The organism is Mesorhizobium sp. GW821-FHT07A06 (assembly GCF_059419085.1).
The window spans coordinates 237384-263299 of the sequence record NZ_JBWKRC010000005.1; the positions used below are offsets into that span (position 1 = coordinate 237384).

Below are 25916 nucleotides of genomic sequence, written 5' to 3' on the forward strand. Positions count from 1 at the left end.
TGGATGCAATTCCGGACGGAAAACCGCTTCACACTTTTCCTGGAATTGGATCAGAACGCCTGCCTGACCCAGGCCTCGTCGAACAGCAGCCGGTAGGCCCAGGGGATCGTCACCTCGGTGGAAACCGGGTTCGAGTGGGCGAGATAGTCGTCATAGATCGGCTTCATCCTGACATAGAAGGCGGGATCGAGCACCATCATGCCGTTCTCTGAATCGTGGAAGAAACTGCGGTTGTTGAGGTTGACCGAGGAGATGGCGACCAGCCTTTCGTCGATCATCATGATCTTGGAATGCAGCACCACATCCGGCGCCTTGAACTCGCGTATGTCGATGCGGTCGCCATATTTCTCGACAAACAGCTTGTTGAGCGCGGTGAGAAACTTGCCGCCGATATCGCCCTTGAGATCGATGCGGCCGACAATGTCGATCTTGACGCCGCGGGCGAGTGCCCGGTCAAAGGCTCGGGCGAGGCTCGGCGTCAGATTGAGGTAGGGGTTGACGATCTGGATATGGTGCTGGGCGGCGTCGACCAGCTCGACGAAATAATCCTCCAGCGCATGGTCGTCCTCATAGGGCACGGAAATGAAATGCCGGGCGTTGCCCCGGGGGCGGCCATCGGCGCGAACCGGGACGGAGAAGGGGCGGGCCAGATTGGTGTCGGCATCGCGCAGCCATATTGTCGACAGATGCGCGGCGAGTGTCTCGACCGTCGGCCTGTCCGCGAACTCGATGTCGAAGTCGCTCCAGTTCGAATAGTAGTTCAGCGAAAAGCCGTCGGTCTTGCCGTATTGCTGCAGGTCCGGATAGCGCGACAGATCGATCGGCTGGTGGAACAGGAAGCCGTCATGGATGTTGCGGCCGCCTATGATGACGCGCGAGCGCGCGGGGTCCTGCGCCAGCGTCGCCAGCATCTTGATGTGATGGGTCTTGTGCAGTTGCGATATCTGCTCGTCGATCGGGGCGCCATGATCGGCGCGCCAGCGGTATTCCTGTAGCTGGACGTTGGGGAACTCAGCCGCCAGCCGGTGCAGCATGGCATCGTCCTTGTTGCGTTCCAGCACATCGGTGACCATGATGCGCACCTTGGTGCCAAGGGCCGCATGATGGCGGATCAACCGTTCGATGATGCGGCCGGAAAAGTCCGCCTTGAATTCAAGCGAGGACAGATAGATCAGCTTCAGCCTTGGCGCCCTGGAGAAATCGAGCGGCAGTTCCGGGTCGCCCTTGTCTATCGCCGCATCGGACAGCGGCGCGCCCATCAGCGCCTCGACCTTGGCGTTGAAGCCCTCGCGCGACTTGCGCAGCAGCTTGGGCGCGCCGATCGGCATGGCGCAGGTCTGCGACAGCCAGCGGCTGGCATAGAAGGCGCGCTCAAGCGCGTCGAGGCCGGCGCTGTCGGGAACCGGGCAACGCTGGTAGCGGCTGTCGAAGCTGGCGAGTGCTGGATCGGCGGTCTCTTCGCGCCGGATGGTAAGCGGAGCGCCCGCCGGGTCAAGGCTGGAGCGGATCCTCGCCGTGCAGCGGCTCAGGCTGTCGCCAGGAAACAGGCTGACCGCATCGTCCTCGCCCGACAGGCGAAAGCGGAATGCCGCGCCGGCGGTGATGGTGCGGGAGGCTCCAGCGGTCCGGATCGCCAATGCGCCGTCGCAGGTGCTCTCGATGTCGGCAGGCTGCTTGCCGGCCTGGCGCACAATGATTTCGGTGCTGCGTGCCTGCAGGCCGGAGAAATCGAAAGTCCTGGGTGCCGAGGCGCGCGCGGACGGATCGATGTAGAGCGTCTGCCGGGACATCCGCCAGCGTCCGGCGAAATGGCCTTCGCCGCTGCCGCCGCCGGCTGGCAGCAGATGCGCCTTGGCGACCGGTTCGGCCAGTTGCTGCAGCGTCGAATAGGTCGCCTGGAAATCGCGATTTTGGACATCGCGGCGGTTGCGCCCGAAAGGGCCGGTGCCGTTGGCGCGATCCATGGCGCCAAGCTGGTTGTGGGCGAGCAGTGCCAGGAACCGTCTTTCATAGTCGTTGGTGCCTGCATCGCCGAAAAACCGCGACGCTGCCACCTGTGGCCCGGGCGTGCTGGCCGACGGCGAGGGCGGTGTGCAGGTTTCCTGCCCAGGCAGGAGGTCGCAGGCATCGCGGCCTGCCTCGGCACAGCCGGCAAGAGCCGCCAATCCGAACAGGGCAAGGATGATGGGTATGCGGCGATTCAACCGGCGGCTCCGGTCTTCATGCCGTTCAACTGCGCCGGGTCGCGCGGCGGCATGAAGCCCTGCGGAAAAACCTTGCAGATGGGGATGGCGAAAGTCGCGATCAGCAATTCCGCCTCATCGCGCATCTTGCGGGGCGCCGTCTTGTCGTCGCGGATCGTCCTGGCCGAGGCGACGAGAGCGCCGTCGCAGTCGCAGTGATTGTGACGGGCGATGTAGCAGGCGTCATGGGTCCGGCACACCGCATCGAGGCGGTTGACCGGCCGGGCCGACAGATCGCCGGTGCGGGTACCGGGGCCGCAGTAATTGCCGATAACGAAAGGCGAGGGCCGGGCCATGACGTAGCGGATCGGTTTGGGCAATTGGGCTTCCGGCACCTTCGTCCATGGATTGGCGCAGGCCGAGACGAAAACCAGCGGCAGGATGGCAAGAACGGCTCGCATTTTTATCCGCGCCAGCTTTCTGAACGATGTTCCCCACCCGGTGGCCCTGCCTCGTGGCCGACGACCGCATGCCTGATGCCACACTGGTCGGTTTTATGGCAAGGAAAAGGCGGCGTGTTTCACCTTGCCGTGTTATTGTCGCGGCCGCATACCTGCCTTAGTCAAGGCGCAAATCACGTCGTGGTATCTTGCGAGCACCAGTGATGCGTATCGGCTTTCCGGCCATGGCTGTCGCGTTGCTGTTCTTTGTGTCGGCGGCCAATGCCGCCGACAAGACCGTCCATGACCACGACAACGGATTCTCGCTGACTTTTCCGGAGGAATGGACCAACGAGCCGCCTTCCGGCGAGACGATGCGGCTGAAGGTAAAGTCCGGCGACCAGGGCCTTACCTGTCGGGTATCGGTCGGCCGCTACGACCCGCAGGCGTCCGGCTCGCCGGCCGATCCCAAGGCATTCATGGAAACGGAATGGTCAGGGGAAGCCTGGCAGGAGATGGTCGGAGCCGCCTTCGACTCGGCCGTTTTCAGCAGCGACAAGTTGATACGGTTCCCGGATGGCTATCCGGCACGCATGGCCGACATGGATTTCCGGATCGACGACGGCAACGCCGGTTTCCCTGGCCACGCCAAGGTCGTGCTTTCGATCCGCGGCATGCACTTCGGCCTCGTGACGTGTGGGCTCACGGGCGACACTGTCGAGCAAACCAAGCAGAAATGGGCACCGCTGGCCGATGAGGCCGAACGGGTGGCGGGCTCGTTCATTCTCGATGGCCCCTGACGGCGCTTCTGCGGCGGTCTATCGTTTCAGGGAAGCGCCGAGCCGCTGCAGATTTCTGCTTTGACGCAATTCCCTGGGGAAAGCGCTACGCGCTTTTGCCAGGGAAAGCCGCTTTCCTGGAATTGTTTCACTGGAAGAGGCTTCTTTCTCGCTCAACCGCCTTGGTGATGAAGCTGGCGACGATCTGGATGCGACGCAGCGGCCTGACCGATTCGTGATAGACCAGCCAATAGGCGCGGCGGATGGGCGCCACCACATCGACCGCCACCAGTTCCGGCATCGAACGCGCGACGAATGTGTGCAGGATGCCGATGCCGGCGCCCGAGCGCACCGCTTCGGCCTGGCCGAGGGCGGAGGAAATGGCGAAGCTGGTGCGCCAGTCGGCGCTGAACTCGGCCGCGTAGTCGAGCGATGGGCTGACGATAAGATCCGGAACATAGCCGATGAGCGTGTGCTGGCCGAGTTCGGCCGCGGTCCTGGGCAGACCATTGGAATCGGCATAGGCCCGCGACGCAAACAGGCCGAGCGAATAGTCAACCAGCTTTCCGGCCACCAGCCGGCCCTCCGTCGGCCGCTCGACGGTGATGGCGATGTCGGCCTCGCGCCGGGACAGGGAGAAGGAACGCGGGACCGGCACGAGTTGGATCGTCAGTTCGCGATGCAGTGCGGTCAGTTCGCCGAGGCGCCTGGCCAGGAAGGCGACGCCGAAGCCGTCCGGTGCTCCGATGCGCACCGTGCCCGAAACGTCGTCCTCGCCGGCAATGGTCGAGCGCGCGGCGATCATGTCGCCCTCCATGCGCTCGGCAATATCGAGGAAGCGCTCGCCGGCGGGCGTCAGTTCGCTGCCGGTGGTCAGGCGGCGAAACAGCTTTGTGCGCAGCGCGTCTTCGAGCGCGGCGATGCGCCGCGAGACGGTGGCGTGGTTGAGCTCCAGCCGCCTGGCGGCGCCAAGGATCTGGCCGGCGCGGGCGACGGCGAGGAAGATGCGGACGTCATCCCAGTTCATGGGAAGCCCTCAGGAGATGTCTTGCGGCCGCTATTTGCGAGAATTGATGCGCGGTCGTCAATCGATATCTAATTTTCGCACAACGGTTGCGTTCTCCCTCGCGTTGCCTTCGCCCCCGCAAAGGCGGACAATGCGGCATCACAAACCCAGGGAGAGAAATCATGATCGAATACGGTCATTTCATCGGCGGCAAGCGTGTCGCCGGCACCAGCGGCCGCAAGCAGGATGTCATGCAGCCGATGGACGGCTCCGTGCGCGGCACGGTGGCGCTGGCCTCGCAGGCGGAACTGCGCGCGGCGGTCGAGAATGCCAAGGCGGCGCAGCCGAAATGGGCCGCCACCAACCCGCAGCGTCGCGTGCGCGTGCTGATGAAATTCCTCGAACTGGTCGCCCGCGACTATGACGAACTGGCCGACATACTGGCGCGCGAGCACGGCAAGACGATCGCCGACGCCAAGGGTGACATCCAGCGCGGCCTTGAAGTGGTGGAGGTCTGCATCGGCGCGCCGCATATGATGAAGGGCGAGTTCACCGATGGCGCCGGCCCCGGCATCGATGTCTATTCGATGCGCCAGCCGCTCGGCGTCGTCGCCGGCATCACGCCGTTCAACTTCCCGGCGATGATCCCGCTGTGGAAGATCGCGCCTGCGATTGCATGCGGCAACGCCTTCATCCTGAAGCCGTCCGAGCGTGATCCGGGCGTGCCGATCCGCATCGCCGAATTGTTCCTCGAGGCTGGGCTGCCGGCAGGCATCCTCAACGTCGTCAACGGCGACAAGGAAGTCGTCGACGCCATCCTCGACGATCCCGACATCAAGGCCGTCGGCTTCGTCGGCTCGACGCCGATCGCGCATTACATCTATTCGCGCGGCACGGCCGCCGGCAAGCGCGTGCAGTGCTTCGGAGGCGCCAAGAATCACATGATCATCATGCCCGACGCCGACATGGACCAGACCGTCGACGCGCTGATCGGCGCCGGCTACGGCTCGGCCGGCGAACGCTGCATGGCGATCTCGGTCGCGGTTCCGGTCGGCAACGATACCGCCAACAGGCTGATGGAGAAGCTGGTTCCACGTGTCGAAAGCCTGAAGGTCGGCCCGTCGACGGATTCGGCCGCCGATTTCGGCCCGCTGGTGACGGCGCAGGCGCTGGAGCGCGTGAAGGGTTATGTCGACACCGGCGTCAAGGAAGGCGCCAAGCTGGTCGTCGACGGCCGCGGCTTCAAGATGCAGGGCTACGAGAACGGCTACTACATGGGCGGCTGCCTCTTCGACAACGTCACGGCAGACATGCGCATCTATAAGGAAGAGATCTTCGGGCCGGTGCTCTCGGTGGTGCGCGCCCCGACCTATGAGAGCGCGATCAAGCTCGCCAACGACCACGAAATGGGCAATGGCGTCGCCATCTTCACCCGCGACGGCGACGCCGCGCGTGACTTCGCAAGCCGTGTCCAGGTCGGCATGGTCGGCGTCAACGTGCCGATCCCGGTGCCGATCGCCTATTACACGTTCGGCGGCTGGAAGGCGTCGTCCTTCGGCGACCTCAACCAGCATGGCTCGGACGCCTTCCGCTTCTACACCAAGACCAAGACGGTGACCTCGCGCTGGCCGTCCGGTATCAAGGACGGCGCGGAATTCGTCATCCCGACGATGAACTAAGGTCTGATGTCTGTTTCACGATCAGGGCGCGGCTTTTGTCGCGCCCTTTTTGCATGACATCACACCGTTGGAATCGTGCCGCCATCAATGACGTATTCGGTGCCGTGGATCGCCGAGGCGCGGTCGGAGACGAGGAAAGCCACCAGTTCGGCGACCTCTTGCGGCCATGCCGGCCGGCCGATCGGGATGCCGCCCAGCGCATCCATGATGCCCTGGCGGGCGGTTGCCTCATCCGAACCCGAGTGGGATGCCAGCCGCTTCACCATGGCTTCCGATGCGCTGGTGTGGATCCAGCCCGGGGCCACGCTGTTGACCCGGATGCCTTTCGGGCCAAGTTCCTTGGACAACGCCTTGCTGTAGGTTGAAAGGGCTGCCTTGGCCGCCGCATAGGCGATGGTGGATTCGTGCAGCGGCAGGCGGCGCTGGATCGACGATATGTGAATGATCACGCCCGCGCCTTGCTCGATCATGCCGGGAATCAGCAAGCGATCGAGCCGCACCGCCGCGAGCAGATTGAGGCTGAGCTCGTCCTGCCAGAGCTGATCGGTCAATCCGGCAAATCCGCCGCCGGGGCTCTTCGAACCGCCGACGCTGTGCACGATGATGTCGATGCCACCAAGCTGCTTCATTATAGCCGCGGCCACTGTCTCGGTACCCGCCAAGGTACTCACATCGGCCTGCACGAACAGCTTCTGCGATGATGCTTCGGTCGCTGAGCGGGCAGTGGTAAGAACGATCGCGCCTGCCGCCGAAAGCCTGCGCACGATGGCTTCGCCGGTGCCCTTGGTGCCGCCGGTGACCAGAACGCGTTTCCCGGCAAATTCCCGGTCGTCGAACGCAAATTTCTGGACGATGGTCATGCGCCGATCTCCAGCCGCGCGATCCGGTCGCCGGCCAGCGTGAAGACATAGTGGAGCGTCGCAGGGCTGCCTGGGAAATTGCCTGAGACGATGCCGGCGATCCGCCATGCATCGCCACGGACCGTCGCGTCGGCGACCTCGACGGTCACCCGGTATTTGCGTGTCGTCTCCTCCATCCAGCCGCGGATGGCGGCCGGACCCCGATGGGTTTCGCCTTCGTCCTTGACCGTGGCGTCGGACGCGAAGGGCGCCAGCATGGCATCGATGTCATGCCTGTTCTTGGCGGCGAAATAGTTGGCCAGCGGCTGCGGAAGGTTTGCGGTCATGGTGTCGTCTCCGGTGCGGGTTGCCGCCGCTGGCGGAGGCTGGCGGCGCTTGTCCGGCTTCTAAAATGAGATATGCTGGTGAAATGACAAGAACCGACGAAAAAGTAAGGTACTTACCCGAAAGTAAGGTTGGGCCCGAAAGCAAGGTTGTGACCGAAAGCAAGTCCGAGACGCTGACGCCGTTGTCGGCGGCGAGCGGCGTCGAGAATGTGCTGCGTATCCTCGAGGGCCGCTGGAAGCTGGTGATCCTGTTTCACCTGTTCGGCGGCAAGGTGCTGCGCTTTTCCGACCTCGAACGGGCTATCCCGGCGATCTCGCAGAAAATGCTGATCCAGCAGTTGCGACAGATGGAGAGCGACGGCATCGTGCGCCGTATCGTGCACCACCAGGTGCCGCCAAAGGTCGAGTACTGCCTGACCGATTGGGGCCAGGCCCTGTGCCCGGCCCTCGACGCCTTGTTGAAATGGGCGGCACTCCGCGACCCTGCGGAAGCTTGACGCAGGTCGCCGGCCTGCAATGCGCCGCGAGCTCCGAAATGACGCTTGTTTTCGGATCGGGACCTCACCATATCGATTCCAGGGAATGATAAAGGTCCCTGACGACAGACCGGAAACCAGAAGGAGTGACGTGATGAAGACGTCGAATCCGGCCTGGAGCGTTCCGGTGAATTGAGGCTGCCCCATGTGCCTCCCTTTGCCGGAACGCCAAGGCGAAGGAGGTGCCAAATGGCACACGAATTTTCATTTCGATGGATCAGGATAGCCGTGATCGGCGCCGCGCTGGCGCTGTCGACGCTGTCGGCGCAGGCGCAGTTTATCTGCGGCGGCCACAGCGACCTCGTCGCGGGACTGGCGCGGGCCTTTCAACAGAAGCAGATCGGCTACGGTGTTGTCGGCCAGGCCGCCATTGTCGAGATCTATGTTTCGGCGAGCGGGACCTGGTCCATGCTGGTGACCGATGTGAACGGCCGAAGCTGTATCTTCGCGACCGGTGATGGATGGGAGAATACCGCCATGGCCGCCGCGCAAGGGATCTGATCGCCGTTCAGCGCGTCGCCGCCGTCTCGGCATGGCCGCGCAGCAGAGCCATGAGCCGCTTGGCATCCTTGGCCGCGGCCTCCTCGTCGCCGTCCAGGATCGAGCGGATCAGCGCGACGTGATGCTCGGCTGACTCGGCCAGGCCCGTATCCGCCTTGTAGCGGAACCAGAAGCGGCGGCTGTGGGTCTGCAGGGGCGCGGCCAGGCGGGCGGCGAACGGATTGTCGGCGGCCAGCGCCAGGGCTTCGTCGAGCGCCTTGTCGGCCTGGATGAAGGCAAGCACATTGCCTGATATGACCGCCTTCTGCATGGCCAGCGCCGCCTCGTGAAACAGGTCGGCGGCCTCGCGGGTGACGAAGCGTGCGGCCGAGCGGGCAAGCACCACCTCGACGCCGCGCCGGGCGTCAAGAACGCGTAACCAGTCGCCGGGATGCAGCGGTGCGATCGCGATGCCGGCGCGTGGCCTGACGTCGAGCAGCCCTTCCCAGGCCAGCCGCTGGATCGCTTCGCGCACCGGCGTGCGGCCGAGCGCCAGCCTTTCGATGAGCGCGCCCTCGGTGACGAAGCTGGCAGGCGCCAGCTCGAGCGTGACGATCATATGCTCGAGCACGCGGTAGGCCTTTGTCGCGGCCGGCTCGGATGTCGATCCTGGTTCGATGGATATCAAAGGCGGTCTCCTGATATATCTAGAATATATCATAATGGATTCCGCATTGACAGCGGCTTTCTTAATAGATATACGACTGATATATCAGATGGAGAGATAGCTATGTGGACCGGAGTTTTCCCCGCAGTCACGACCAAGTTCACCGCCGACGATCGGCTCGATCACGCCGAGATGGAGCGCTGCTTCAACCTGCAGATGGAGGCCGGCTGCGATGGCATCATCGTCTGCGGCTCGCTCGGCGAAGGGCCGATGCTGTCGCATGACGAGAAGATCGAGGTGCTGAAGACCGCGCAGAAAGTCGCCGGCAAGAAGCCGGTGCTGCTGACGGTCAACGAGGCGGGTACACGCGAGGCGGCCAGCATCGCCAAGCGCGCCGCCAAGGAAGGCGCAAACGGCCTGATGGTGGTGCCGAGCCCGATCTACCATACCAATGCGGAAGAGACGGTCGCGGCGCTGCGCGCCGTCGCCGAAGCTGGCGACCTGCCGGTCATGATCTATTCCAACCGCCTTGCCTACCGTGTCGACGTTACCGTCGATCAGATGGAGGAGCTGGCATCCGACAAGCGCTTCGTCGCCATCAAGGAATCCTCCGACGACATCCGCCGCTCGACCGAGATCATCAACCGCCTGGGCAGCCGCTACGACCTGTTCACCGGCGTCGACAATCTGGCTTTCGAGGCACTGTCGGTCGGCGCCATCGGCTGGGTGGCCGGCCTGGTCACCGCGTTCCCGCGCGAGACCGTCGCCATCTATCAGCTGATGAAGCAGGGCCGCCGCGAGGAGGCACTCGCCATCTACCGCTGGTTCCGGCCGCTGCTCGACCTCGACGTCTCGACCTATCTGGTGCAGAACATCAAGCTCGCGGAAGTCTTCGCCATCAACACCAATGACCGTGTGCGCATGCCGCGCCAGCCCCTGTCGGGCGAGCGCCGCAAGGCGGTCGAGAAGATCATCAAGGACGCTCTGGCGGTTCGTCCGAAGCTGCCGCGGTTCTGAGGGCTTTCTTCTCCCTGTTCACCGGGGGAAGATGGTCGCGGTCAGGGGAGAGGCAGCATCGACGTGCAGGGAAATTCCAAATCTTCAGACGAGGCGCCCCGCCCCTCATCGCCCCTTCGGGCGCCTTCTCCCCGTGAGCGGGGGGAAGCGGAAGACATCGCCATCATTGGCGGCGGCATCATCGGCATCTGCGCGGCGGCCTTCCTTGCCGAGGCAGGGCGAAACGTAACGGTCTTCGACCGCACCGGGATCTGCGAGGAAACGAGTTCCGGCAATGCCGCCGCCTTTGCCTTCTCCGACGTGCTGCCGCTGGCGCACAAGGGCATGATCAAGAATCTGCCGAAATGGCTGGCCGATCCGCTCGGCCCGCTCAGCATTCCACCCGCCTACCTGCCGAAGCTGCTGCCTTGGCTGATCCGCTTCTGGCGCGCCGGCGCACCGGCGAAATACGAGGCCAGCCTCGCCGCCCAGGCCGGCATGATGAAGCTCGCCGAAGCGGAATGGATGGGCCTGCTCGACCGTTCCGGTACAAGGCGCATGCTGCGCGAGGATGGTTCGCTCGAATTCTATGAAAGCGAGGCCGAGTTCCGCGCCTCGCTGCCGGGCTGGGCGGCGCGCGAACGTTTCGGCATCGGCTTCCGCCATGTCGAGGGCGAAAGTCTGGCGGATCTGCAGCCGGGCCTTTCACCGCGCTTCATCAAGGGCACCTTCGTGCCGGGCTGGAAGACGGTCGCCGATCCAAAGTTGCTCGGCAAGGCGATATGGGCCTACGCCGAGGCCAGGGGTGCCCGTTTTGAAATGGCGCGCATCGACCGCGTGGCGACGGACCAGGATGGCGCGACACTGACACTGGCCGACGGCACGAGCCGGCAAGCCAGGCAGCTCGTCGTCGCCGCCGGCGCCTGGTCGCATCTCTTGGCACGGCAGCTCGGCGACCGCATCCCGCTGGAGACCGAGCGCGGCTACAACACGACCTTGCCGCGGAACGCCTTCGACGTGAGGCGGCAACTGATCTTCTCGGGCCATGGCTTCGTCATCACGCCGCTCGAAACGGGCCTGCGCGTCGGCGGCGCGGTCGAACTCGGCGGTATCGAGCGGCCGCCCAATTTCAACCGGTCGAAAGCGCTGTTGCGGAAGGCGCAGCAATTCCTGCCGGGGCTCAACCCGTCCGGCGGCCGCGAATGGATGGGGTTCCGGCCCTCACTGCCGGATTCGGTGCCTGTCATCGGCAAGGCGGCGGGAGGCCGGTCGGCTGTCTATGCCTTCGGCCACGGCCATCTCGGCCTGACCCAGGCGGCGGCGACCGGGCGGTTGATCCGGGAACTCGTCCTGGGGCAGACTCCGCCGGTTGATCTGGCCCCTTTCAGCCCACAACGGTTTTGATTTTCGAGGAGCGACATGGCCAAGAAATCCTTCTTCTGCATCGACGGCCACACTTGCGGCAATCCGGTGCGGCTGGTCGCCGGCGGCGGCCCGCTGCTCGCCGGCTCGACCATGATGGAAAGGCGCGCGCACTTCCTCGCCGAATATGACTGGATCCGCACCGGCCTGATGTTCGAGCCGCGCGGCCATGACGTGATGTCGGGTTCGATCCTCTATCCGCCGACGCGCGAGGATTGCGACATCGCGATCCTGTTCATCGAAACCTCCGGCTGCCTGCCGATGTGCGGCCACGGCACCATAGGCACGGTGACGATGGCGATCGAACACGGGCTGATCAAGCCGAAGACGCCAGGTGTGCTGAGGCTCGACACGCCGGCCGGCCTGGTCATCGCCGAATACAAACAGGTCGGCGAATATGTCGAAGAGGTGCGCATCACCAACGTACCGTCGTTCCTCCATGCCGAAGGCCTGACGGTCGAATGTCCCGGGCTCGGCGAGATCACCGTCGATGTCGCCTATGGCGGCAATTTCTACGCCATCGTGGAGCCGCAGAAGAACTTTCGCGACATGGCGGACTATTCGGCCGGCGACCTTATCGCCTGGAGCCCGGTGGTGCGGCAACGGCTCAACGAGAAATACACCTTCGTGCATCCGGAAAACCCCGGCATCAACCGGCTCTCGCATATGCTGTGGACGGGCGAGCCGACGGTGGAAGGGGCCGATGCCCGCAATGCCGTCTTCTACGGCGACAAGGCGATCGACCGCTCACCGTGCGGCACCGGCACCTCGGCGCGCATGGCGCAGCTTCATGCCAAGGGCAAGCTGAAGGCCGGCGATGCCTTCGTGCATGAATCGATCATCGGTTCGCTGTTCAAGGGCAAGGTCGAAAAGGAGGTCACCGTGGCCGGCAAGCCGGCGATCATTCCCTCGATCGGAGGCTGGGCACGGATGACCGGACTGAACACGATCTTCATCGACGACCGGGATCCGTTCGCGCATGGTTTTGTTGTCAAGTAGGAGGAATCCTGCCCTTGCGGAAAGGTATGTGGCAAAAGAACGAACGCTGTCAGAAACGCAACGATTCGTCCCATCACCTAATTTTGACGGCGGTTTCTTCGAAACGGAGCGCATTATACGTCTGAATCATCAAGGACATTGCGTTATGCCAATGATAGGGTCCGCGATAGTCCAGGGTCGGGTGCAAAGAATGGGCGGTCGGAACGACGTGAATCGGAAACACGCGGGGCGATCAAAAAAATCACGTTGCAATCCGGGCTCGAAACTTTACGACTAGGGGAAATACGAAAAGGAATGCGTCTGCATGGGCGACATTCCAGGGGAGCCATGTACACATGCAGTACTTTGTCCAGCAGCTTATCAACGGGCTGACGCTGGGATCGATCTATGGGCTGATCGCGATCGGCTACACGATGGTCTACGGCATCATCGGCATGATCAATTTCGCCCATGGCGACATTTTCATGGTCGGCGCCTTCACGGCGCTGATCGTCTTCCTCATCCTCGGCGCGCTGTTTTATTCGGTGCCCGTGGTCGTCGCTCTGCTGGTCATGATGATCGTGGCGATGCTGCTCACCAGCCTCTATAACTGGACGATCGAGAAGGTGGCCTACCGGCCGCTGCGCGGTTCGTTCCGGCTGGCGCCGCTGATCACCGCCATCGGCATGTCGATCGCCCTGTCAAACTTCGTCCAGGTCACGCAAGGCCCGCGCAACAAGCCGATCCCGCCGATGGTCAGCCAGGTCTACAACATCAACGGCGTCAGCGTGTCGCTCAAGCAGATCATCATCGTCGTCGTCACGGCGCTGCTTCTGGTGCTGTTCTGGTACCTGGTCAACAGGACCTCGCTCGGGCGCGCCCAGCGCGCCTGCGAGCAGGACCGCAAGATGGCCGCGCTGCTCGGCATCGACGTCGACCGCACGATCTCGATCACCTTCATCATGGGCGCGGCCCTTGCCGCCGTCGCCGGCACGCTGTTCCTGATGTATTACGGCGTCATCGCCTTCTCCGACGGCTTCGTCCCGGGGGTGAAGGCATTCACCGCGGCGGTGCTTGGCGGCATCGGCTCGCTTCCCGGTGCCGTGCTCGGCGGGTTGCTGATCGGCTTCATCGAGAGCATGTGGTCGGCCTATTTCTCGATCGACTACAAGGACGTGGCGGCGTTCTCGATCCTGGCCATCGTGCTGATCTTCCTGCCTTCCGGCATATTGGGCCGGCCAGAAGTCGAAAAGGTCTGAGACCATGGCCGTGACCGTTTCTCCCGACCGCGACACCGTCGCCAACCCCGTGCCGCGCGCATTGCGCGAGGCCTTCTATGCCGGCGCCATCGCGCTTGGCCTGTTCGTGCTGTTCATCGGACTCAGAACCGACCAGAACATGTCCAACGAACTGGTCGTAGTGCAGCGCTGGGGCCTGCTCGCCGCCGTGGTCATCGCGACCGCGGTCGGACGCTTCCTATATGTCGCCTATGGCCAACCCTTCATGGCCAACCAGAAGATCGCCAACGTAGCCACCGGCCTGTTGCCGGCCAGCGTGGCGTCGCGTTTCTTCACGCTGCCGGCCTTCATCGGGGCCATCGTCGCGGCGGTGCTGTTGTTCGTGTTCAACAGCTCGCTCGCCGGATGGGTGGGAGCGGAACCAGCGGGCTACCTGCAATTCCTGCGCGCCCTGGCGGTCATCTATGCGCTGGCCTGCGTGATCTACTACTTCCGTGGCTTCATCCATGCCAACTTCACCAAGCTCGGCATTGCCGCGCTGGTGCTCTATCCGATTCTTGTCGTCGCCGTGCTGTCGCTTATGTCGTGGTCTGTCGCCACCGGGCTGCAGGGCTCACTGAAATGGGTCGACAATTTCGGCATCCAGATCCTGATCTATGTGATGCTGGCCTGGGGACTGAACATCGTCGTCGGCCTCGCCGGCCTGCTCGACCTCGGCTACGTCGCCTTCTACGCGGTCGGCGCCTATGCCTATGCGCTGCTCGCCACGCATTTCGGCCTGTCGTTCTGGATTCTGCTGCCGGCCGCGGGCGCCATGGCGGCGCTGTGGGGGGTATTGCTCGGGTTCCCGGTGCTGCGCCTGCGCGGCGACTACCTGGCGATCGTGACGCTGGCCTTCGGTGAGATCATCCGCCTGGTGCTGATCAACTGGCGCGACGTCACCAACGGCTCGGCCGGCATTTCCGGCATTCCGAAAGTCACCTTCTTTGGCCTGATGACCTTCAACGTTTCGGACCCCAACTACATCGCCAAGGTTCTGCACCTCGCGACCTCGAGCGCCTACTACAAGATTTTTCTCTACTACCTCATCCTGGCGCTGGCGCTGCTCACCGCCTTCGTCACGATCCGGCTGCGGCGCATGCCTGTCGGCCGTGCCTGGGAAGCGCTGCGCGAGGACGAGATCGCCTGCCGCTCGCTCGGCATCAACACGACGACGACCAAGCTGACGGCGTTTGCCACCGGCGCCATGTTCGGCGGGTTCGCCGGCTCGTTCTTCGCCGCGCGGCAAGGTTTCGTCAGCCCCGAATCCTTCGTCTTCCTGGAATCGGCAATCATCCTGGCCATCGTCGTGCTCGGCGGCATGGGGTCGCTGGTCGGCATCGCGGTCGCCGCGATGGTGATGATCGGCGGCACCGAGGCGCTGCGCGAACTCGACTTCCTCAAGCAGGTCTTCGGGCCTGATTTCACCCCGGAACTCTACCGCATGCTTCTGTTCGGCATGGCCATGGTCATCGTCATGCTGTGGAAGCCGCGCGGCTTCGTCGGCAGTCGTGAACCAACCGCCTTCCTCAAGGAACGAAGAGCTGTCTCAAGCTCCTTCACCAAGGAGGGCCACGGCTGATGAATGCGACCACGCAAATGAAAGAAGCCATCCTGCAGGTCGATCATCTGTCGATGAAGTTCGGCGGCCTGGTCGCCATCGGCGACCTGTCCTTCACCGCCAGGCGCGGCGAGATCACGGCGCTGATCGGCCCCAACGGCGCCGGCAAGACCACCGTGTTCAACTGCATCACCGGCTTCTACAAGCCGTCGGAAGGCATGATCACGCTCAACCGTGCCGACGGTTCGAGCTATTTGCTCGAACGTTTGCCCAACCATGAGATCCCGGCGCGCGCCAAGGTGGCGCGTACCTTCCAGAACATCCGCCTGTTCTCGGGCATGACGCTGCTGGAGAACCTTCTGGTCGCCCAGCACAACAAGCTGATGAAGGCATCGGGCTATACCATCCTGGGCCTGTTCGGCTTCAGCGGCTACCGCAAGGCCTCGGCCGAATCGGTGGACCTGGCCAGGCACTGGCTCGAGAAGGCCGATCTCGTCGACCGGGCCGACGATCCGGCCGGCGACCTGCCCTACGGCGCGCAGCGGCGTCTCGAAATCGCGCGTGCCATGTGCACCGGGCCCGAGCTTCTGTGCCTCGACGAGCCGGCGGCCGGCCTCAATCCGAAGGAATCGGCTGCACTCAATGAACTCTTGATGGACATCAAGCATACGACCGGCACCTCGATCCTCCTGATCGAGCACGACATGTCGGTGGTCATGCAGATTTCCGACCACGTCGTGGTGCTTGAATACGGCCGCAAGATCTCCGACGGCAATCCGCAGTCGGTGCGCACCGACCCGCGCGTCATCGCCGCCTATCTCGGCGTTGACGACGAGGAGGTCGAGACCGTGCTGACCGAGGTCGGCGACGAGGACGTCATCGAGCAGCTCGACATTGGACCGGATGCCGCGCATGGCCCGGGGACATCGTCGTCCTACCTGGCAGGACCGGTGACCGACACCGTCGGACACAGCGACGGCGAGCGCGTCACTGTGTCGAAGGGCGCCTCGAAGGCGGCGCAGGTCGATGCCCGCGCGGCCACCGTGGCGAGCAAACCGGTCGGGACACCATCAAGGCCGGCCGCGAAGGCCGGAGCGACGAAGGCCGCACCGAAGAAAACCGCCGCCAAGGCGCCCGCGGCGAAGGCTGAAGGCATTTCGAACCGCCTTGCCGCCCCTCGCGGCGGCAAGGCGGACAATCTGACCCGCATCAAGGGCATCGGCACGGTCAACGAGAAGAAGCTCAACGAACACGGCATCTTCCACTTCGACCAGATCGGCGCCTGGAAGAAGGCCGATGTCGAGGCGGCCGAAGCCTATCTCGCCTTCGACGGGCGCATAGCGCGCGAGGAGTGGGTCAAGCAGGCCAAGCTGCTCGGTCGGGGCAAGGATACGGAATTCTCGCGCCGTGTCGACGCGGGCAAGGTGGCGACCAGCCATGCTTCGGCAAAGAGTGCCAGTGCGGCTTCGAAGACCGCAAATGCGGCTTCGGGGAAGGCGGCGGCCAAACCTGTGTCGAGCAAGCGTGGAGGGGGCAAATAATGGCCGGGACAAGGCTGCTCGATATCAAGGGCGTTGAGACCTACTACGGCAACATCCGGGCGCTGAACGGCGTCGATGTCTCCGTCAATGAGGGCGAGATCGTGGCGCTGATCGGCGCCAACGGCGCCGGCAAGTCGACGCTGATGATGACCATCTTTGGGGCTCCGCGCGCCCGCACGGGCACCATCACCTTCGCCGGCACGGACATCACCCAGATGCCGACGCACGAAATCGCGCGCATGCGCATCGCGCAATCACCCGAAGGCCGGCGCATCTTCCCGCGCATGACGGTGATGGAAAACCTGCAAATGGGCGCCAGCCTCGACAACCTCAAGCACTATGACGAGGACGTCGAGAAGGTGTTCACGTTGTTCCCGCGGCTGAAGGAGCGCATCGCCCAGCGCGGCGGCACGCTGTCGGGCGGCGAGCAGCAAATGCTGTCGATCGGACGCGCGCTGATGGCGCGGCCGAAACTGCTTCTGCTCGACGAGCCGTCGCTGGGGCTGGCGCCGCTGATCGTCAAGCAGATATTCGATGCCATCCGCGAATTGAACCGCACCCAAGGGCTGACCGTGTTCCTCGTCGAGCAGAACGCCTTCGGCGCGCTGAAGCTCGCCACGCGCGGCTATGTCATGGTCAACGGCAATGTGACGATGAGCGGCACAGGCAAGGAACTGCTCGCCAATCCGGAAGTGCGCGCCGCCTATCTCGAAGGCGGACATCACTGAGTTTCAGGAGTCCTCACCATGCAAGGCATTCTCTATGAGGAACCGTCGATCTGGCAGTTCTTCTTCGTCACCTGCCTGCTCGGCGGCTGGGCAGCCTGGATGACCGGCAAGGCCAGCGCCCAGACATGGCGCAGCTTCATCCAGCTGTTCGCTTATGTGCTCGGGCTCGGCATCGGCATCCGCTTCATCCACCATGCGCTGTTCAACGGCACGATGTTCTCGCTGCATTACTATATCGTCGACACCATCGTACTGATGATACTGGGCTTCGTCGGCTATCAATACACACGAACCAACCAGATGGTCACACAGTATAATTGGCTCTACGAAAGAGCTTCAATCTTGAGCTGGAAACCGAAAGGTTGAGGCTCATCAATAACGCCGCGTCAGGGATGAATCGGCGTGACAAGTGCCTGAAAATCGGCAAACTATGCTTTCTGCGATAAGGGTGGGCATCGCATGAAAGCTTCATCCACGCCCACTCCGTTAATGGGAGCGTTTAAATGAAAAAGTCACTTTTGTCCGCCGTTGCCCTGACCGCGCTGGTCGCGTTCAGCGGCAATGCGTGGGCTGATGTCCTGTTCGGCGTCGCCGGTCCGATCACCGGTCCGAACGCGGCCTTCGGCGCACAGCTGCAGAAGGGCGCCGAAGCGGCCGTCGCCGCAATCAATGCCAAGGGCGGCATCAATGGCGAGCAGATCAAGCTCGAAGTCGGCGACGACGTCTCCGATCCGAAGCAGGGTATCTCGGTCGCCAACAAGTTCGTCGGCGACGGCGTCAAGTTCGTGGTCGGCCACTTCAACTCGGGCGTCTCGATCCCGGCCTCGGAAGTCTACGCTGAAAACAACATCGTCGAAGTCACGCCGGCCGCGACCAATCCGAAGTTCACCGAGCGTGGCCTGTGGAACGTGTTCCGTACCTGCGGACGCGACGACCAGCAGGGCGGCATCGCCGGCGCCTATATCGCGGCGAATTTCAAGGATGCCAAGGTCGCCGTCGTGCACGACAAGACGCCTTACGGCCAGGGCCTCGCCGACGAAACCAAGAAGGCGATGAATGCCGCCGGCGTCAAGGAAGTGATGTATGAAGGCGTCAATGTCGGCGACAAGGACTTCTCGGCGCTCATCGCCAAGATGAAGGAAGCCGGCGTTACCCTGATCTACTGGGGTGGCCTGCACACCGAAGCCGGCCTGATCATCCGCCAGTCCGCGGACCAGGGCCTCAAGGCCACGCTGATGTCGGGTGACGGCATCGTCACCGACGAACTTGCCGCGATCGCGGGCGACGCCGTCGCCGGCACGCTCAACACGTTCGGCCCCGACCCGCGCCTGATCCCGGCCAACAAGGAACTCGTCGAGAAGTTCCGTGCGCAGGGCTTCGAGCCTGAAGCCTACACGCTCTACGCCTATGCCGCCGTGCAGGCGATCGCCGAGGCTGCCACCAACGCCAAGTCGAACGACCCGCAGGCTGTTGCCAAGGCACTGCATGAAAACGGACCGTACCCGACCGTTCTGGGCGATCTTGCCTATGACGCCAAGGGCGACCCGAAGCTGCCGGGCTACATCATGTACGAGTGGAAGAAGAAGGACGACGGAAAGTATTCCTGGTTCCCGAAATAAGCTGCTCCAGCAGTCTGATATCCATGATGCCCGGCGCGTTGCGCCGGGCATTTTCTTTGGCGCTCCGCAGCGACCGATGACCTTCTTCTTGGCCGGGCCAGAGCGCATCCAGGATTGGAATTGTCGCCCTTGTTCCGCCGGTTCGGGCCAAGGCGTGCGAGTGTTGGCCGGATAATTGATTTAAATCGGTTTAAATCAGCATTGATTTTGTTTGCACTGCAGCATTTTCACGCTAATCATTGCACCGATTTCCCGTCCCTTCCGCTACTGGAGCCCAGTCCTTGGCAATCACGAAGATCCTCGTCGCCAACCGGTCAGAAATCGCCATCCGCGTCTTTCGCGCGGCCAACGAACTGGGCCTCAAAACCGTGGCGATCTGGGCCGAGGAAGACAAATATTCGCTGCACCGCTTCAAGGCCGACGAAAGCTACCAGGTCGGGCGCGGCCCGCATCTCAACAAGGACATGGGGCCGATCGAGAGTTATCTGTCGATCGAGGAAGTGATCCGCGTCGCCAGGCTTTCAGGCGCCGATGCCATTCACCCGGGCTACGGGCTGCTGTCCGAAAGCCCCGAATTCGCCGAAGCCTGCGCGCAAGCCGGCATCACCTTCATCGGCCCGAAGCCGGACACGATGCGCCGCCTTGGCAACAAGGTCGCGGCGCGCAACCTCGCCATCGAGGTCGGCGTGCCGGTGATCCCAGCCACGGATCCGTTGCCGGACGATATGGAGGCGGTCAAGAAACTGGCCAAGGAGATCGGCTATCCGGTGATGCTGAAGGCCTCGTGGGGCGGCGGTGGACGCGGCATGCGCGCCATTCGGTCCGAGGCCGATCTCGCCCGCGAAGTCACGGAAGGCAAGCGCGAGGCCAAGGCCGCCTTCGGCAAGGACGAGGTCTATCTCGAAAAGCTGATCGAACGCGCCCGCCATGTCGAGGTGCAGGTGCTTGGCGACACGCACGGCAATGTCGTGCACCTGTTCGAGCGCGACTGCTCGATCCAGCGCCGCAACCAGAAGGTCGTCGAACGGGCGCCCGCTCCCTATCTCGAAATGTCGCAGCGCGAGGAGCTTTGCGGCCATGCGCTGAAGATCGCGCGCGAAACCAGCTATATCGGTGCCGGCACGGTCGAGTTCCTGCAGGATGCCGATACCGGAAAATTCTATTTCATCGAGGTCAATCCGCGCATCCAGGTCGAGCATACCGTCACCGAGCAGGTGACCGGCATCGACATCGTCAAGGCGCAGATACACATCCTCGACGGCTTCGCCATCGGCACACCGCAATCGGGCGTGCCGGCGCAGAGGGACATCAGGCTGAATGGCCATGCCCTGCAGTGCCGCATCACCACCGAGGATCCCGAGCACAATTTCATTCCGGACTATGGCCGCATCACCGCCTATCGCGGTGCCACCGGCTTCGGCATCCGCCTCGATGGCGGCACCGCCTATTCAGGCGCGGTCATCACCCGCTTCTACGATCCGCTGCTGGAGAAGGTGACGGCGTGGGCGCCAACACCGGCCGAGACGATTGCCCGCATGAACCGCGCGCTGCGCGAATTCCGCATCCGCGGCGTCGCCACCAACCTCACCTTCCTCGAAGCGATCATCAACCACCCGAGCTTCGCGGACAATTCCTATACGACCAAGTTCATCGACACGACACCGGAGCTTTTCCAGCAGGTCAAGCGCCAGGACCGCGCGACCAAGCTGCTCAACTACCTGGCCGATGTCAGCGTCAATGGCCATCCCGAGACGCGCGGCCGGCCGATGCCGAAGGCCGATGCGGCCGCACCGGTCGTACCTTACCTCAACGGCAATGTGCCCGGCGGCAGCAAGCAGAAGCTCGACGTGCTCGGGCCGGAGAAATTCGCCGCCTGGATGCGCGAACAGAAAGAGGTGCTGGTCACCGACACGACGATGCGTGACGGCCACCAGTCGCTGCTGGCCACGCGCGTGCGCACACACGACATCGCCGGCATCGCCGGCACCTATGCGCGCGCCCTGCCGCAGCTTCTGTCGCTCGAATGCTGGGGCGGTGCCACCTTCGACGTCGCCATGCGCTTCCTCACCGAGGATCCGTGGGAGCGGCTCTCGCTGGTGCGCGAGGCGGCCCCCAACCTTTTGCTGCAGATGCTGCTGCGCGGCGCCAACGGTGTTGGCTACACCAACTATCCCGACAATGTCGTGCAGCATTTCGTCAAGCAGGCGGCGAGCGGCGGTATCGACCTGTTCCGCGTCTTCGATTGCCTGAACTGGGTCGAGAATATGCGCGTCGCCATGGACGCCGTCGGCGCCGAGGGCAAGCTGATCGAAGCGGCGATGTGCTACACCGGCGACATTCTCGACCCGGCGCGGGCCAAGTACGACCTGAAATATTATGTCGGGCTGGCGAGCGAACTGCAGGCAGCCGGCGCCCACATCATCGCCGTCAAGGACATGGCCGGGCTGCTGAAGCCGGCGGCGGCGCGCGTGCTGTTCAAGGCGCTGCGCGAGGCCACCGACCTGCCGATCCATTTCCATACCCATGACACGTCGGGCCTGTCGGCGGCGACCGTGCTGGCGGCGGTGGAGAGCGGCGTCGACGCCATCGACGCGGCGATGGATGCCTTCTCCGGCAACACATCGCAGCCTTGCCTGGGGTCGATCGTCGAGGCGCTGAAGGGCACCGAGCGTGACCCGGGCCTCGATCCGCAATGGATCCGCAAGATCTCGTTCTACTGGGAAGCGGTGCGCAACCAGTATGCCGCCTTCGAAAGCGACCTGAAAGGGCCGGCTTCGGAAGTCTACCTGCACGAAATGCCGGGCGGACAGTTCACCAACCTCAAGGAACAGGCGCGTTCGCTCGGACTAGAGACACGCTGGCACGAGGTGGCGCAGACCTATCATGACGTCAACCTGATGTTCGGCGACATCGTCAAGGTGACGCCGTCGTCCAAGGTCGTCGGCGACATGGCGCTGATGATGGTGAGCCAGGACTTGACTGTCGCCGATGTCGAGAATCCGGCCAGGGATATCGCCTTCCCGGACTCGGTCGTCTCGATGCTGCGCGGCGATCTCGGCCAGTCGCCGGGGGGCTGGCCGGCGGCGCTGCAGAAGAAGGCGCTGAAGGGCGACAAGCCGATCACGGCGCGGCCCGGATCGCTGCTCAAGCCGGCCGACCTCAAGGCCAGCCGCAAGGAAATCGAGGAGAAGCTGGAGCGCAAGCTGTCGGAATACGAGTTCGCCTCGTGGCTCATGTATCCGAAGGTCTTTACCGACTTTGCCGGCGCGCAAGAGACCTACGGCCCGGTCAGCGTCCTGCCGACGCCAACCTATTTCTACGGCATGAAATCCGAAGACGAGATCTTTATCGACATCGAGAAAGGCAAGACGCTGGTCGTGCGTTGCCTCGCCATCGGCGATGTCGACGAGAAGGGCATGGTCACCGTGTTCTTCGAACTCAACGGCCAGCCGCGTCGCGTGAAGGTGCCTGACCGGGCGCATGGCGCTTCCGCCGCCAAGGCCCGGCGCAAGGCCGAGCCGGGCAACGAGGCGCATGTCGGCGCGCCGATGCCGGGCGTGGTCTCCGCCCTTTCCGTCACGACCGGCCAGGCGGTGAAGGCGGGTGACGTGCTGCTCTCCATCGAAGCCATGAAGATGGAGACAGCTCTGCATGCCGAGCGCGACGGTACCGTCGCCGAGGTGCTGGTCAAGGCCGGCGACCAGATCGATGCCAAGGATCTGCTGATCGCCTTCAACTGAAGGCTCGCGAAAGCGCGGGCAGGCTGTCGGCTTCTGTCGGCAGCCCTTGGCGAGCTGTTCGATAACGGCTTGACCCGCCGCCCCCGGTCGGGCATCGAACCGCTGAAATTCGCTGCCGGCAACTTTGCGAGTCGCGGCACAGAAACAATCCTTGGAGAAGAACATGGCCGACGATATCACCGAGACCAGCCAGACTGTTGCCGCCGGCCAGCTGCGTGCCCTCATCGAGCGCATCGAGCGGCTCGAGGAAGAAAAGAAGACGATCGCCGACGACATCAAGGAAGTGTTCGCGGAAGCCAAGGGCACCGGCTTCGACACCAAGGCGATACGCACCATCATCCGTCTGCGCAAGAAGGACCAGGCCGAACGCCAGGAAGAGGACGCCATCCTCGATCTGTACATGGCCGCGCTCGGCATGGAGTAGGACCAGAGCGTTCTCCGTTTCGCGGAAACGGCGAACTGCCCTATCTCTTTGTCGACGCAATTCCCAGGGGAAAGCGTTTCACACGTTTCCTGGAATTGCTTTGGCCGCCCGGAGCCCGATGCGCCTGCAGGAGATATGGTTTGAACCATGAGCGAATTCGACTTCGGCGGCCGCCGCGCCTCGGAATTCCGCCATCGCGGCTTCTGGACGCTGTTCGCTGAGCGGCATCCGGAAGAAAGAGCCCGGCTGGCACGGCGCGGGCCCTGGTTCTGGCAGCGCGGGTTGCCCGACTTCGCCCTGGTCATTTCCATGTATGTCGCGCCGGCGCAGAACCATGTCGGCGTCTTCTTCGGCCGCAACGAGAAGTTCGGCGCGACGCACAGCTGGTCACGGCTGAAGCCGTTCCAACCGGCGATCGAAGCCAGGCTGAAGCTCCGGCCGGAACAAAGCTGCGAGGGCCTCGGCATCAATTCGATGTGGCGGGTCAATTGCTTTGCCGAGGATAACTGGCCGGCGATGACCGACTGGCTGGTGACCGAATGCTCGCGTGTCGAGCGCGCCGTCGCCGAAGTGCTCGGGCAGGGGTAGGGCGCCGGTGTCCCAGGACGGCGTCAGGTCCTTCTTCCGCTCGCGTTGGCTTGGCCAGGTGCCGATCGACCGGCTGTTCTGGCGCGACATGCTGATGGTCGGGACGGGGATCAGCATTTCATCGTCCGCGGCAGCGCTGATCCTGCTGGGGCTGAAGATGCCGCTCGGCCTCGTGCTGGCGGTGCATTTCGCACCGGTGCCCTACAACATCTTTCTCACCATCGCGGTCTGGCGGACGGCCGAGACATCAGGCGCCAAGGCATTGTTGATGATGCTGGGCTCGGCGCTCTGGCTGATCGCGACGGTTGTCGTCTGAGGCGATAGTCAGTTGAGCGCGTACGAAAAGGGCGGCCGAAGCCGCCCTTGCCGAAAGCTGCAGGATATCGTTCAGGCCGCGGGCTCGAAGGTCAGCGCCACGCCGTTGATGCAGTAGCGCAGGCCGGTCGGCGGCGGGCCGTCCTCGAAGACATGGCCGAGATGGCTGCCGCAGCGAGCACAGTGGCATTCGGTGCGGACCATGCCGTAGCTGCGGTCGACCGTGGTCTCGATCGAACCCGGTACCGGGTCGTTGAAACTCGGCCAGCCGGTGCCGCTTTCGAACTTCAGCTTGGATTCGAACAGCGGCTGGTCGCATCCGACGCAGAAGAAGGTGCCGGCGCGCTTCTCGTGGAGAAGGGCACAGCTTCCGGGACGCTCGGTGCCGTGGTTGCGCATGACCGCATACTGCTCCGGCGTCAACCGGGCGCGCCATTCGGCATCGGTGCGGGTGACAGGGTAGGTGTGGGTGTCCATTTGATCTCCTCAGCCTTGGCGGCTCGTTATTGGTTGCAGCTCATATCCGCATCAACATAGGCATTTGTTACAGGTTCGCCCAGCGGCGGACTTTCGACAAGATCAATGTTTCCGAGAAAGCTGCTTCGTCGCGGCTTCAAGCCCGGCCAGCGTCAGCGGGAACATGCGGCCGCCGAAGATGTCGCGGATCATCGCGATCGAATGGGTGTAGCCCCAGTTCTTCTGGTTCTCCGGATTGAGCCATACCGCGTTCGGCCATTGCTGCAGCAGGCGGCCGAGCCAGACGGCTCCGGCCTCCGGGTTCCAGTGCTCGACCGAACCGCCCGGGTGGGCGATTTCATAGGGGCTCATCGAGGCGTCGCCGACGACGATCACCTTGTAGTCCGGACCGTATTTGTGGAGCAGGTCCAAGGTCGAAATCACCTCGGCATGGCGGCGCCGGTTGTCCTTCCACACGCCTTCGTAGAGGCAGTTGTGGAAATAGAAATATTCGAGCTGGCGGAATTCGGCTCGTGCCGCCGAAAACAGCACCTCCACGCTCTTGATATGGTCGTCCATCGAGCCGCCGACATCGAAGAACATCAGCAGTTTCACGGCATTGCGCCGCTCGGGCCGCGTCTGCACGTCGAGATAGCCGTGCTCGGCGGTGGCGTGGATGGTGCCGGGCAGGTCGAATTCCTCCTCGGCGCCGTCGCGCACCCAGCGGCGCAGCCGCTTCAGCGCGATCTTGATGTTGCGGGTGCCGAGTTCCACGGCATCGTCGAAATTCCGGAACTCGCGCTTGTCCCACACCTTCACGGCGCGGCGGTTGCGGCTTTCGTGCTGGCCGATGCGCACGCCTTCGGGATTATAGCCGTAGGCGCCGAAAGGTGAGGTGCCGCCGGTGCCGATCCATTTCGAGCCGCCCTGGTGGCGGCCCTTCTGCTCCTCGAGCCTTTGCCTCAAGGTCTCCATCAACTTTTCGAAGCCGCCGAGCGCCTCGACCAGCTTTTTCTCTTCTTCGGTCAGGTGTTTTTCGGCGAGTCGGCGCAGCCATTCCTCGGGAATATTGGCGACGTCGACCGCATCCGGTCCGCCCAGCGCCTCGATGCCCTTGAAGACATGCGCGAACACCTGGTCGAAGCGGTCGATATGGCGCTCGTCCTTCACCAGAGCGGCGCGGGCAAGGTAATAAAAACCCTCGATGTCATAGTCGACCAGCCCGGCTTCCAATCCTTCCAGCAGCGACAGATATTCCCGCAGCGAAACGGGAACACGCGCTGCCTTCAGCTCAAGAAAGAAGGGGATGAACATC

The 25916-nt window shown here is 63.4% G+C and carries 25 protein-coding genes; 17 read left to right on the forward strand and 8 right to left on the reverse strand.

The window, feature by feature from the left end:
- Positions 1-50: 50 nt before the first annotated feature.
- Together AC07SZ_RS18220 and AC07SZ_RS18225 are read right to left on the reverse strand one after the other, a co-directional pair.
- Positions 51-2204 (reverse strand): phospholipase D-like domain-containing protein, encoded by a 2154-nt coding sequence (locus tag AC07SZ_RS18220; RefSeq protein ID WP_494915324.1) that lies wholly within the window; start codon positions 2202-2204, stop codon positions 51-53.
- Positions 2201-2644 carry a phospholipase A2 family protein gene (locus AC07SZ_RS18225; protein ID WP_056575264.1) on the reverse strand — a complete coding sequence of 148 codons (444 nt, stop codon included), beginning with the start codon at positions 2642-2644 and terminating at the stop codon, positions 2201-2203. The genes AC07SZ_RS18220 and AC07SZ_RS18225 overlap by 4 nt, the downstream gene beginning before the upstream one ends.
- A gap of 203 nt (positions 2645-2847) precedes the next feature.
- Between AC07SZ_RS18225 and AC07SZ_RS18230 the strand changes: the two genes are divergently transcribed.
- A complete protein-coding gene (locus AC07SZ_RS18230) occupies positions 2848-3423 on the forward strand; it encodes a hypothetical protein (protein WP_056575267.1) in 576 nt (191 codons plus the stop codon).
- Between the two features lie 127 nt (positions 3424-3550).
- Here the strand turns inward: AC07SZ_RS18230 and AC07SZ_RS18235 are convergent, their stop codons facing one another.
- On the reverse strand, positions 3551-4429 hold the full coding sequence (locus tag AC07SZ_RS18235) for a LysR family transcriptional regulator (RefSeq protein WP_056575270.1): 879 nt from the start codon (positions 4427-4429) through the stop codon (positions 3551-3553).
- A 161-nt stretch (positions 4430-4590) separates the two neighbouring features.
- On the opposite strand from AC07SZ_RS18235, the gene AC07SZ_RS18240 reads away from it, so the two are divergent.
- On the forward strand, positions 4591-6087 hold the full coding sequence (locus AC07SZ_RS18240) for a CoA-acylating methylmalonate-semialdehyde dehydrogenase (protein WP_056575272.1): 1497 nt from the start codon (positions 4591-4593) through the stop codon (positions 6085-6087).
- A gap of 59 nt (positions 6088-6146) precedes the next feature.
- On the opposite strand, the gene AC07SZ_RS18245 is transcribed toward AC07SZ_RS18240, so the two are convergent.
- Both AC07SZ_RS18245 and AC07SZ_RS18250 read right to left on the reverse strand, forming a co-directional pair.
- Complete coding sequence (locus AC07SZ_RS18245) at positions 6147-6947, reverse strand: SDR family oxidoreductase (RefSeq protein ID WP_494915327.1); 801 nt, start codon at positions 6945-6947, stop codon at positions 6147-6149.
- Positions 6944-7273 carry a nuclear transport factor 2 family protein gene (locus AC07SZ_RS18250; RefSeq protein ID WP_056575278.1) on the reverse strand — a complete coding sequence of 110 codons (330 nt, stop codon included), beginning with the start codon at positions 7271-7273 and terminating at the stop codon, positions 6944-6946. The genes AC07SZ_RS18245 and AC07SZ_RS18250 overlap by 4 nt, the downstream gene beginning before the upstream one ends.
- Before the next feature lie 173 nt (positions 7274-7446).
- Between AC07SZ_RS18250 and AC07SZ_RS18255 the strand changes: the two genes are divergently transcribed.
- Positions 7447-7770 (forward strand): winged helix-turn-helix transcriptional regulator, encoded by a 324-nt coding sequence (locus tag AC07SZ_RS18255; protein WP_056576460.1) that lies wholly within the window; start codon positions 7447-7449, stop codon positions 7768-7770.
- Positions 7771-7998: 228 nt separating this feature from the next.
- The gene (locus AC07SZ_RS18260; protein WP_056575282.1) at positions 7999-8310 is read left to right on the forward strand and encodes a hypothetical protein; all 312 of its coding nucleotides are present in this window, start codon (positions 7999-8001) and stop codon (positions 8308-8310) included.
- Between the two features lie 7 nt (positions 8311-8317).
- Here the strand turns inward: AC07SZ_RS18260 and AC07SZ_RS18265 are convergent, their stop codons facing one another.
- The gene (locus tag AC07SZ_RS18265) at positions 8318-9010 is read right to left on the reverse strand and encodes a GntR family transcriptional regulator (RefSeq protein ID WP_140776562.1); all 693 of its coding nucleotides are present in this window, start codon (positions 9008-9010) and stop codon (positions 8318-8320) included.
- A 69-nt stretch (positions 9011-9079) separates the two neighbouring features.
- Here AC07SZ_RS18265 and AC07SZ_RS18270 point away from each other — a divergent pair, with 69 nt between their 5' ends.
- From AC07SZ_RS18270 to AC07SZ_RS18330, 13 genes are all read left to right on the forward strand, one after another.
- Positions 9080-9973: a dihydrodipicolinate synthase family protein gene (locus tag AC07SZ_RS18270; RefSeq protein ID WP_056575288.1), complete on the forward strand. Its 894-nt coding sequence runs from the start codon at positions 9080-9082 to the stop codon at positions 9971-9973.
- A gap of 63 nt (positions 9974-10036) precedes the next feature.
- Positions 10037-11356, forward strand: coding sequence for an NAD(P)/FAD-dependent oxidoreductase (locus AC07SZ_RS18275; RefSeq protein ID WP_494915328.1), 1320 nt, complete (start codon positions 10037-10039; stop codon positions 11354-11356).
- 15 nt (positions 11357-11371) lie between these two features.
- Complete coding sequence (locus AC07SZ_RS18280) at positions 11372-12373, forward strand: 4-hydroxyproline epimerase (protein ID WP_056575294.1); 1002 nt, start codon at positions 11372-11374, stop codon at positions 12371-12373.
- 335 nt (positions 12374-12708) lie between these two features.
- A complete protein-coding gene (locus tag AC07SZ_RS18285) occupies positions 12709-13611 on the forward strand; it encodes a branched-chain amino acid ABC transporter permease (RefSeq protein ID WP_056575296.1) in 903 nt (300 codons plus the stop codon).
- Between the two features lie 4 nt (positions 13612-13615).
- Positions 13616-15211, forward strand: a complete 1596-nt coding sequence (gene livM, locus AC07SZ_RS18290) for a high-affinity branched-chain amino acid ABC transporter permease LivM (protein ID WP_056575299.1) — start codon at positions 13616-13618, stop codon at positions 15209-15211.
- Complete coding sequence (locus AC07SZ_RS18295; RefSeq protein WP_246738921.1) at positions 15211-16731, forward strand: ATP-binding cassette domain-containing protein; 1521 nt, start codon at positions 15211-15213, stop codon at positions 16729-16731. The genes livM and AC07SZ_RS18295 overlap by 1 nt, the downstream gene beginning before the upstream one ends.
- Complete coding sequence (locus AC07SZ_RS18300; protein WP_056575304.1) at positions 16731-17459, forward strand: ABC transporter ATP-binding protein; 729 nt, start codon at positions 16731-16733, stop codon at positions 17457-17459. The genes AC07SZ_RS18295 and AC07SZ_RS18300 overlap by 1 nt, the downstream gene beginning before the upstream one ends.
- Positions 17460-17477: 18 nt before the next feature.
- Positions 17478-17825 carry a DUF6867 family protein gene (locus AC07SZ_RS18305; RefSeq protein ID WP_056575307.1) on the forward strand — a complete coding sequence of 116 codons (348 nt, stop codon included), beginning with the start codon at positions 17478-17480 and terminating at the stop codon, positions 17823-17825.
- Between the two features lie 137 nt (positions 17826-17962).
- Positions 17963-19078 (forward strand): branched-chain amino acid ABC transporter substrate-binding protein, encoded by a 1116-nt coding sequence (locus AC07SZ_RS18310; RefSeq protein WP_056575311.1) that lies wholly within the window; start codon positions 17963-17965, stop codon positions 19076-19078.
- Between the two features lie 281 nt (positions 19079-19359).
- Entirely contained in the window at positions 19360-22818 is a 3459-nt protein-coding gene (gene pyc, locus AC07SZ_RS18315; RefSeq protein ID WP_172371895.1) for a pyruvate carboxylase, read from the forward strand.
- 163 nt (positions 22819-22981) lie between these two features.
- Positions 22982-23242: a DUF2312 domain-containing protein gene (locus tag AC07SZ_RS18320; protein WP_027053014.1), complete on the forward strand. Its 261-nt coding sequence runs from the start codon at positions 22982-22984 to the stop codon at positions 23240-23242.
- A 147-nt stretch (positions 23243-23389) separates the two neighbouring features.
- A complete protein-coding gene (locus AC07SZ_RS18325; protein WP_172371896.1) occupies positions 23390-23830 on the forward strand; it encodes a hypothetical protein in 441 nt (146 codons plus the stop codon).
- Positions 23831-23837: 7 nt separating this feature from the next.
- Entirely contained in the window at positions 23838-24146 is a 309-nt protein-coding gene (locus AC07SZ_RS18330; RefSeq protein WP_056575317.1) for a hypothetical protein, read from the forward strand.
- A gap of 71 nt (positions 24147-24217) precedes the next feature.
- Here the strand turns inward: AC07SZ_RS18330 and msrB are convergent, their stop codons facing one another.
- Positions 24218-24622, reverse strand: coding sequence for a peptide-methionine (R)-S-oxide reductase MsrB (gene msrB / locus AC07SZ_RS18335; protein WP_056575320.1), 405 nt, complete (start codon positions 24620-24622; stop codon positions 24218-24220).
- Positions 24623-24724: 102 nt separating this feature from the next.
- Complete coding sequence (locus AC07SZ_RS18340) at positions 24725-25915, reverse strand: vWA domain-containing protein (RefSeq protein WP_494915330.1); 1191 nt, start codon at positions 25913-25915, stop codon at positions 24725-24727.
- Between the last annotated feature and the right edge of the window lies 1 nt (position 25916).

Excerpts from the sequence above, each read along its gene's own strand:
- msrB (WP_056575320.1), bottom strand. The coding sequence starts at position 24,622 with ATGGACACCCACACCTACCCTGTCACCCGCACCGATGCCGAATGGCGC.
- livM (WP_056575299.1), top strand. The coding sequence starts at position 13,616 with ATGGCCGTGACCGTTTCTCCCGACCGCGACACCGTCGCCAACCCCGTG.
- AC07SZ_RS18240 (WP_056575272.1), top strand. The coding sequence starts at position 4,591 with ATGATCGAATACGGTCATTTCATCGGCGGCAAGCGTGTCGCCGGCACC.
- AC07SZ_RS18265 (WP_140776562.1), bottom strand. The coding sequence starts at position 9,010 with ATGATATATTCTAGATATATCAGGAGACCGCCTTTGATATCCATCGAA.
- AC07SZ_RS18270 (WP_056575288.1), top strand. The coding sequence starts at position 9,080 with ATGTGGACCGGAGTTTTCCCCGCAGTCACGACCAAGTTCACCGCCGAC.
- AC07SZ_RS18225 (WP_056575264.1), bottom strand. The coding sequence starts at position 2,644 with ATGCGAGCCGTTCTTGCCATCCTGCCGCTGGTTTTCGTCTCGGCCTGC.
- AC07SZ_RS18285 (WP_056575296.1), top strand. The coding sequence starts at position 12,709 with ATGCAGTACTTTGTCCAGCAGCTTATCAACGGGCTGACGCTGGGATCG.
- AC07SZ_RS18295 (WP_246738921.1), top strand. The coding sequence starts at position 15,211 with ATGAATGCGACCACGCAAATGAAAGAAGCCATCCTGCAGGTCGATCAT.
- AC07SZ_RS18250 (WP_056575278.1), bottom strand. The coding sequence starts at position 7,273 with ATGACCGCAAACCTTCCGCAGCCGCTGGCCAACTATTTCGCCGCCAAG.
- AC07SZ_RS18325 (WP_172371896.1), top strand. The coding sequence starts at position 23,390 with ATGAGCGAATTCGACTTCGGCGGCCGCCGCGCCTCGGAATTCCGCCAT.
- AC07SZ_RS18300 (WP_056575304.1), top strand. The coding sequence starts at position 16,731 with ATGGCCGGGACAAGGCTGCTCGATATCAAGGGCGTTGAGACCTACTAC.
- AC07SZ_RS18260 (WP_056575282.1), top strand. The coding sequence starts at position 7,999 with ATGGCACACGAATTTTCATTTCGATGGATCAGGATAGCCGTGATCGGC.
- AC07SZ_RS18280 (WP_056575294.1), top strand. The coding sequence starts at position 11,372 with ATGGCCAAGAAATCCTTCTTCTGCATCGACGGCCACACTTGCGGCAAT.
- AC07SZ_RS18230 (WP_056575267.1), top strand. The coding sequence starts at position 2,848 with ATGCGTATCGGCTTTCCGGCCATGGCTGTCGCGTTGCTGTTCTTTGTG.
- AC07SZ_RS18245 (WP_494915327.1), bottom strand. The coding sequence starts at position 6,947 with ATGACCATCGTCCAGAAATTTGCGTTCGACGACCGGGAATTTGCCGGG.
- AC07SZ_RS18320 (WP_027053014.1), top strand. The coding sequence starts at position 22,982 with ATGGCCGACGATATCACCGAGACCAGCCAGACTGTTGCCGCCGGCCAG.
- AC07SZ_RS18310 (WP_056575311.1), top strand. The coding sequence starts at position 17,963 with ATGAAAAAGTCACTTTTGTCCGCCGTTGCCCTGACCGCGCTGGTCGCG.
- AC07SZ_RS18235 (WP_056575270.1), bottom strand. The coding sequence starts at position 4,429 with ATGAACTGGGATGACGTCCGCATCTTCCTCGCCGTCGCCCGCGCCGGC.
- AC07SZ_RS18340 (WP_494915330.1), bottom strand. The coding sequence starts at position 25,915 with ATGTTCATCCCCTTCTTTCTTGAGCTGAAGGCAGCGCGTGTTCCCGTT.
- AC07SZ_RS18305 (WP_056575307.1), top strand. The coding sequence starts at position 17,478 with ATGCAAGGCATTCTCTATGAGGAACCGTCGATCTGGCAGTTCTTCTTC.